A 7,641-nucleotide genomic window follows, 5' to 3' on the forward strand; every position below is an offset into this window, starting at 1 on the left:
CCTACGACCAATTGATTAACAGTCAACTGCTCTACCGCTGAGCTACGCCGGAATTGGCGACCGTATCTCTCATCGTGCCGGAGAGTGCAAGCCGTGTCTCGTAAAAAATTGGCCTGACCTTGCGTGACCGCTCAGAGGTGGAATGTTGCCTCGGGACCGACGCGACCGTCGACCTTCACGCGACCGTTTTCGGTGAGGTCGATCAGGTGAGCCAGGACATTGCGCACTGCGGCGGGCAACAGGGCGGCTGGAACATCTGCGTAAACGCGCGCTGCAAGTGCCGCCGGAGTACCAGGCGCGGCGGACACGGCGGCGATGATCTGGGCCTCCCGCGCTTGCCGATGGGCGAGCAGCCAATCGACGCGCTCCGTCGGGTTTTCGACTGGTGCGCCGTGGCCTGGATAAAGTCGGCGCGGCGCGTGCGAGTTCAACCTATGACAGGACGCGATGAAGGCGCTGACTTCGCCGTCGGGTGGAGAGATGAAGGTCGAAGCCCATCCCATCACCAAATCGCCTGAGAACGCGGCGCCTTTCCAAAGGAACGCCATATGGTTCCCGAAATGACCGGGGGTCCAGATGCACGTGACCGGACCGGCGGGCGTATTGACGGTCTCGCCGTCTGACAGACGTTGGTTGGGCGCGAAGGCGAGATCAACGCCTTCGCCGCCGCCCAGATCTCGCAGACTCTCCATTCGTTCGGATCGGCCGGCATGGGCATCGCCGTAGGCGAGCACGGGTGATCCAGTGCATCGGGACAGCGGACCGGCCAGCGGCGAATGGTCCAGATGCGCGTGAGTGACGAGGATCTGTGTCACCTTGCGCGTCCCGATGGCGCTCAGGATTGCCGCGAGGTGATCGTCATTCGCAGGTCCCGGATCGATGACTGCGATGGCGCGAGTATCGCCAAGCAGATAGGTGTTCGTCCCACGCTCGGTCATCGGCGAGGGGTTCGGCGCGACGATACGTTCGAGCCCCGGCTCCATCTGCTCAACCTTCGACATCGTCGGCTCCTGTTCCAGTCTGCGCGGCGGACGCCTAAGCTGGCGCCAAATCCTGCGCATGAGGTCAAGGATGAACGCGCTTTCCATGAAACGCTATGCCCCGCGTTCGCTTTACGGCCGGGCGGCGCTGATCCTGCTGCTGCCGGTCGTCAGTCTGCAGATCGTGGTTTCGGTCGTGTTCATCCAGCGGCTCTTCGAGGACGTGACGGAACAGATGAGCAGCAATGTCGCGTACGAGCTGCGCTACCTGCGCAACACGGTCGAGGCAGCCCCTTCGCTCGACGCGGCGCGCCGTACGCTGGCGCCGCTGGCGCGAGATTTCGAGATTGGCACCGCGTTGCCTGATCCCGCGCCGATCAGCGGGACCGACCGCCAGATCTATGACCTGTCCGGCCGGCTCGTCGTCCCCACCCTGGTAAAGGAGCTCGACGGGGTGCGGGGGGTCGATCTAGCCAGCGACGACGACGTCGTCGAGATGACGGTCGACACGCGCCACGGCCCCCTGCGCTTCCGGTTCGATCGCGATCGTGTCTCGGCGCAGAACCCGCACCAGTTCCTGGTCATCATGATCCTGACGGCGCTTTTGATGACGGTGGTGGCGTATCTCTTCCTAAAGAACCAGTTGCGGCCGATCAAGCGGCTGGCCGATGCGGCACTTGCTTTCGGCAAAGGCCGGTCCGTGCCCTACACACCCAGAGGTGCGCGAGAGGTTCGCAACGCCGGGGCGGCGTTCCTCGACATGCGCGCCCGGATCGAGCGGCAGATCGAACAGCGCACCATGATGCTGTCGGGGATCAGCCACGACCTGCGCACCCCGCTGACGCGGCTGAGGCTCGAGCTCGAGATGCTGGACGAGGCCGAGGCCGAGCCGATGCGCCGCGACCTGGATGAGATGCAGAGGATGCTGGATGCGTTTCTGGATTTCGCGCGCGAGGGCGTCATGGGCGAGCGCGAGGATACCAACCCCGCCCAGCTCGTCGAAGACGTGGTCGAGAAGGCGCGCCGTGCCGGCGGAACGGTCGATTTTGGTCGCGTGATGCAGGCGAACGACCTGGTGTCGCTGAATCCGCTGGCGGTGGGGCGTGCGCTGGAGAACCTGGTGGGCAACGCGCTGCGTCACGGCAGCCGGGCGCGGGTTTCGCTCGAACGGTCCGGACGTGCGCTGGTCTTCTCGGTCGAGGATGACGGACCCGGTATTCCGGTCGAAGCGCGGGCCGAAGCGATGCGCGCCTTCACGCGCCTCGACAACGCGAGGAACCAGAACCGCGGCGCAGGGGTCGGACTTGGCCTTGCCATCGCGCAGGACGTGGCGCGCCAGCACGGGGGTATCCTGCGTCTCGGCAGCTCGGACGATCTCGGGGGGCTGCGGGCAGACCTTGTGATCGCGCTCTGACCCGGCGCAGTTTACAAATGATCCTGCGTGGTGTGTTCTGCCGCGCGGTATCAGAACGGTCCTTCCTCATGATCAATCAGCGTTGCCCGCGTCGATGACGGGGTTCCGGTTCATCCACGCTTCGGACCTGCATCTTGGCCGGCGGTTCGCGAACATCCCCGAGCCGCCCGACGGCAACGTGCGCGGCCGGTTGATGGAGGCCCGCCACGGCGCCATTGCGCGCCTCGCGGCCGCGGCCGTCGCGAATGGGGCCGCCGATATCTTGCTCGCGGGGGACACGTTCGACACCGCCACGCCATCTCCGACCGCCATCCGCCAGACCCTCGCCGCGATGGCCGAGGCTGCGCCGGTCCGCTGGTGGCTGCTGCCGGGCAATCACGACAACCTGCGCGATGCCGAGCCGCTGTGGGACGCGATCCGCCGCGAGGGGCCGGAGAACATCCATGCCTTGACCGAATCCGCGCCGGTCGCCCTGGCCGCGGGCGTGACGCTTCTGCCGTGTCCGGTGGAATGGCGCTCGGCCGGGCGCGATCCGACGACGGCCATGGTCGACATGGAGAGCGCCGCGGGCGATCTGCGCATTGGCCTTGCCCATGGAGGTATTTCCGATTTCGGCGAGGAGGGGGCGGCAATCGCACCGAATCGCGACCGTAGCGCAGAGCTGGACTTCCTGGCGCTCGGCGATTGGCACGGGCGGATGCAGGTCAGCCCGCGAGTCCATTACAGCGGCTCGCCCGAGCAGGATCGCTTCAAGCACGACCACCGCGGCGTCTGCCTTGCAATCACAGTCGCCGGCCCCGGTGCCACGCCGCACGTCGACGAGGTCGAGACAGGCACCTTCCTCTGGACCGAGCGCGAGGTGACGCTCGCACCGCGGCAGGACGCAGATGCAGCGCTCAACGCGGTTTTGCCGGCGGCGGGGCGGCGGGACACGCTCCTGCGGGTCCGCGCCTCGGGCTGGACCGGCCTGGCCGAGCGTGCGCGTCTAGAGGCCGCGGGCAATCAGTGCGGGCCGGAATTCGCGCATTTCGACCTGCGGACGGACGCGCTCGGCACGCAGTACGATCCCGATGACCTGGACGAGATCGACCACGCCGGCGCCCTGCGCCTTGCTGCCGACACCCTGATGGATGAGGCTGGAGACGGCGCGCGCCCCGAGGCGGGTCGTACTGTTGCGGGCGATTCACTCGCCCGGCTCTACGCCTATACGCGGGAGGCGCCGCGATGAAGTTCCGCTCCATCTCGGTCGAGAATGTCCGCCGTTTTGCCCGGCCCGCCACGGTGGGCGGGATCGGCGACGGCCTGAATGTGCTTGCCGTGCCGAACGAGCACGGCAAGTCCACGCTCTTCGATGCCGTGCAGGCGCTTTTCTTCAAGCCGCACGGATCGAAGGACAAGGAAATAAAGGCACTCCAGCCGCATGCCGGCGGCGCACCCGAGGTGACGGTCGAGATCGAGACCGAGGCCGGCGGTTTCGTCCTGTGGAAGCGGTGGCTGTCGAAGCCTGCCGCGACCGTCTCGCAGGACGGTCGCCTCATCGCGCAGGCCGACGCGGCCGAGGTGTGGATCGCCGAGACCCTGGGCGGAGAGGACAGCGGGCCGTCGGGACTCTTGTGGGTTCGGCAGGGGATGACGGCGCTCGATGGCGGCAGCCCGAAGGAAGAGAAGGCGGCGCTGGAGAGGCGGCGGGACCTGATGTCGTCGGTCGGCCACGAGGTCGAGGCGATGACCGGCGGGCGGCGGATGGACCACGCGCTTGCCCGTTGCCGCGCCGAACTCGAGGTGCTCGCGACCAAGACTTTGCGCCCGCGCGGCCCGTGGAAGGCGGCGCAGGAGCAGGTCGAGGCGCTGGAGGCCGAGCACGCGTTGCTGGCAGAGACGTCGCAGGCTCTGCACGAGGCGCTGCGGGCAAGGCGTCGGGCGCGGCGCGAGCTTGCCGAGATCGAGGATGCCGAGACCACTTTTGCGCGGGCCGAGCGGTTGAACCAGGCAACTGGCGCTCATGCCGCCGCTCTCCGCCATGCCGAGGATGTCGAAGCTGCCGCGCGCAAGGTCGAGGCCGGCCGCGTCGCGGTGGCGCGGGCGCAGGAAAGGCTCGAGGCATTGCGGGCGGCTCTGGCCGAGCGGCAGGCGGCGCGGGCGGCCGTGGATAAGGCGCTTGCCGACGCCGAACAGGCCGCTGCCGAACGGGATGCGGCGCAGGCGGCGCTCGAAACGGCCGAGGATGCGCTCGATATCGCACAGAAGGCGCGTGATGGCGCCGAGGCGCGGCGTCGCGCGGCCGAGAGACAGCGCACGGCGCGGGACGGGGCCGCACGTCGTCGCGAGTTGCAGGGCCGGGTTGCCGAGGCCGAAGCCGCGCGCCGCGCGCTGGAAGAGGCCGCCGCCGCGGCCGGGCAAGGACCGGATGCCCCGACGATGCAACGGATCGAAGCCTTGGCCGCCGAACGCGCCGCCGCAACCGCCGCCCGCGCCGCGACCGCGACACGGGTGGTCATGAATTATGCTGGAGAGCGAGGTGCTGCCGCACGAATCGACGGTGCCCCGCTTGATGACGGGCAGCCGGTCGCGATCTCCCTTCGTACGCGGATCGAGATCGAGGGCGTCGGGTCGCTGGACGTGCTGCCCGGCGATGGCCGCGGCGGCGATGATGCCGTCGAAATTGCCGACCGAGCGCTCGCCGAGGCACTCGGGGCGGTGGGTGCCGCGGACCTGGCCTCTGCCCGCGCCGCCGCGGACAAGCGGAACCAGGCCGAGCGGCGGCGAGGCGAGTCGAAGGCGGTGCTTGACAGCCTTGCGCCGCAGGGGCTTGCTCCTTTGCGCGCGGCGCTCGCGTCAATCCCCGAGGTTAAAGACGATGAGAGCGCCGAGGCGCCCGATCCAGAAGTCGCTGAAAAGGCGCTGGAGCAGGCCGAGGATGCGCGCGTGGCCGCACAATCCGTGCGGAATGCCGGTGCGGAGCGGCTGTCGGACGCGCGAACGCTCTCTGCCCGTGCCGACGCCTGCGCATCGGGCGCCGAAGACAGGCTTCAGCGCGCGGAACTTGGCGTCGAACGGCTGGGCACGGAGGACGAGGCGGCCCTGACCGAGCAGTTCGACCGAGCCCGCGAGGCACTGGACGCAGCCGCGGCGGTGCATGCCGAAAAAGCGCGCAGTGCCCCGGATTTGCCTGCAGCCGAGGCCGCCCTTACCCGCGCGCGTGCCGTCGATCGGGAAGCGCGCGAGGCCATTGCGCGCCTCAAGCCTGAGCTCGCGCGGCTCGACGAGCGTATCTCGCGCGGGGCGGGTGATGCCGTCGAGGAGGGCCTTGCCGAGACTAAGGAACACCTGACCGCCGCCCGCGACGAGCTTGCGCGCATCGAGCACGAAGTGGCCGTGTTGAAGCGCCTCGAGAGCGCTCTCGAAGCTGCGAAAGCCGAGGCGCGCGAGCGGTACTTCGCCCCCGTCGCTGCCGAGTTGCGGCCGCTTCTGTCTCTGCTCTGGCCTGACGCCGAGCTGATATGGGAGCAGGAAACGCTGTTGCCCACCACGCTGTGCCGCAGCGGCGTTGAAGAGCCGATCTCGATCTTGTCGGGCGGAACGCAGGAACAGGTCGCGCTGCTGGTCCGGTTGGCCTTCGCTCGGATGCTGGCCAAGGCAGGGCGCCACGCGCCGGTGATCCTCGACGATGCGCTCGTCTTTACTGACGACGACCGGATCGAGCGCATGTTCGATGCACTCCACCGCCAGGCGGGCGACCTGCAGATCCTCGTCCTGTCCTGCCGACAGCGGGCCTTCCGGGACTTGGGCGGGCGCACGCTTCGCCTCACCTCTGCGGCGGCCGAGGCGTGAGCATCTTCCCGACCTACGCCATGCGCCTGATGCGGCGCGTGGCGCGGCACGCGTCGGCCGCAAGCTGGCGGTTCACGGCAGGAGTGACGGTCCTTCACGCGACGAGCGCGGCCGCGGGTCTGTGGCTTCTGGGGGAGGGGCCGCTGGTCTCGTCCGTCATCCAGTTCTTCTATTTCTATGTCGTCACCGGATCGTCAGTGGGCTACGGAGACTTTTCCCCCACCAGCACGGCCGGAAAACTGTTCACCGCGGTGTGGGTCATCCCCGGTGCGATCTCGATCTTCGCCTTCGTGATCGGCAAGATTATCGGCGAAATTGGCATGAGGATGCGGGCGGTCATGAACGGATTGGGACGTTTCAGCGACAAGACGAACCACCTTGTGATCATCGGATGGGTCCAAGGCGAGACCGACCGGCTGATCTCCGAAACCGAGCGCCTGCACGGCTCGCGCGACATCGTCATCGTCTCGACGCACGACCTGACAAGCGTCAAGGCAGACTGGGACTGGGTTCGGGCGACCTCCTTGGCCAACAAGGCTGACCTCGAGCGTGCAGGAGTCGGAGGAGCGGCCTTCGTGGTGGTGCTGGCAGAAAGTGACGACGAAAGCCTGACCGCCTGCCTGTCGATTGGGGCATTGGCGCCCAAGGCCCACGCGGTTGCCTACTTCCGCGACCCGGCGCCGGCCGATCTGGTCGAACAGCATTGTCCGATGATCGAGACCGTCACCTCGACCACGGTCGAGCATGTCGCGCGTTCGTTGTCCGATCCGGGTGCGAGCGACCTTTTGCGACGCCTCGTGTCGACCCGCACCGGTGCGACGCTCCATTCGACGCGCATCACCGGTCCAGAGCGGATCGGCGCCGGCAATGCCATGCAAGTTCTGCTCGCGCGCTATGGTGCCACGTTGATCGGGTTTCGACCGGAAGAGGGAGGCGATCCGGTCCTCTCGCTCGCAGAAGGAACGGAGCTGAAGTCGGGTCAAACGATCTACTACATCTCTGACGAGCGTCTGCCCGGCAATATCTCTTTCGACAGCTGAAGCGTTTACCTTGTCCTCTTAGCCAAAACGCCGCTAGGAAGGCCCGGTCACTGCGCGGGCGTGATGGAATGGTAGACATAGGGGACTTAAACTCCCCAGGGGGAGACCCCGTGCGGGTTCGAATCCCGCCGCCCGCACCATACCTGAGTTCTCTTGCGAGAAGAACCGTAAGGCCCTGACGGGTAACGTGGTTTCTGCAGTTTGAACGCCTGCTTTACGCGTCACAGTGAGCGGGTGCGTGAAGACCAGTCGAAGCACCACTCGCTTGACCACCAGATCACCAGAACTTCCAATCTTCCCAAGGCCTGTCGATCTCCTCTTCTACGCCCTGTTGACAAAAGGGGATTCACGTAGGGCACCGGCCATGATTCAAGCC

Annotated in this window: 5 protein-coding genes and 1 tRNA gene; 5 read left to right on the forward strand and 1 reads right to left on the reverse strand. The window is 67.2% G+C overall.

The window, feature by feature from the left end:
- Nucleotides 1–131: 131 nt before the first annotated feature.
- Entirely contained in the window at nt 132–1,001 is an 870-nt protein-coding gene (locus ACFDS3_RS17790) for an MBL fold metallo-hydrolase (protein ID WP_375263696.1), read from the reverse strand.
- Between the two features lie 70 nt (nt 1,002–1,071).
- On the opposite strand from ACFDS3_RS17790, the gene ACFDS3_RS17795 reads away from it, so the two are divergent.
- From ACFDS3_RS17795 to ACFDS3_RS17815, 5 genes are all read left to right on the forward strand, one after another.
- Nucleotides 1,072–2,394: an ATP-binding protein gene (locus tag ACFDS3_RS17795; RefSeq protein ID WP_375263697.1), complete on the forward strand. Its 1,323-nt coding sequence runs from the start codon at nt 1,072–1,074 to the stop codon at nt 2,392–2,394.
- A gap of 82 nt (nt 2,395–2,476) precedes the next feature.
- Nucleotides 2,477–3,622: an exonuclease SbcCD subunit D gene (locus ACFDS3_RS17800; protein ID WP_375263698.1), complete on the forward strand. Its 1,146-nt coding sequence runs from the start codon at nt 2,477–2,479 to the stop codon at nt 3,620–3,622.
- Nucleotides 3,619–6,225, forward strand: coding sequence for a chromosome segregation protein SMC (locus tag ACFDS3_RS17805; protein WP_375263699.1), 2,607 nt, complete (start codon nt 3,619–3,621; stop codon nt 6,223–6,225). The genes ACFDS3_RS17800 and ACFDS3_RS17805 overlap by 4 nt, the downstream gene beginning before the upstream one ends.
- Complete coding sequence (locus ACFDS3_RS17810) at nt 6,222–7,265, forward strand: ion channel (protein WP_375263700.1); 1,044 nt, start codon at nt 6,222–6,224, stop codon at nt 7,263–7,265. Before ACFDS3_RS17805 ends, ACFDS3_RS17810 begins: the two co-directional genes overlap by 4 nt.
- Before the next feature lie 54 nt (nt 7,266–7,319).
- Nucleotides 7,320–7,405, forward strand: a tRNA-Leu gene (locus ACFDS3_RS17815).
- The last annotated feature ends 236 nt before the right edge of the window (nt 7,406–7,641 follow it).

This window comes from Palleronia sp. (assembly GCF_042089775.1).
GTDB lineage: Bacteria > Pseudomonadota > Alphaproteobacteria > Rhodobacterales > Rhodobacteraceae > Palleronia.

Bases quoted from the DNA above. Each gene is read 5' to 3' on its own strand.
- ACFDS3_RS17790 (WP_375263696.1), bottom strand. From the start codon at position 1,001: ATGTCGAAGGTTGAGCAGATGGAGCCGGGGCTCGAACGTATCGTCGCG.
- ACFDS3_RS17795 (WP_375263697.1), top strand. From the start codon at position 1,072: ATGAACGCGCTTTCCATGAAACGCTATGCCCCGCGTTCGCTTTACGGC.
- ACFDS3_RS17805 (WP_375263699.1), top strand. From the start codon at position 3,619: ATGAAGTTCCGCTCCATCTCGGTCGAGAATGTCCGCCGTTTTGCCCGG.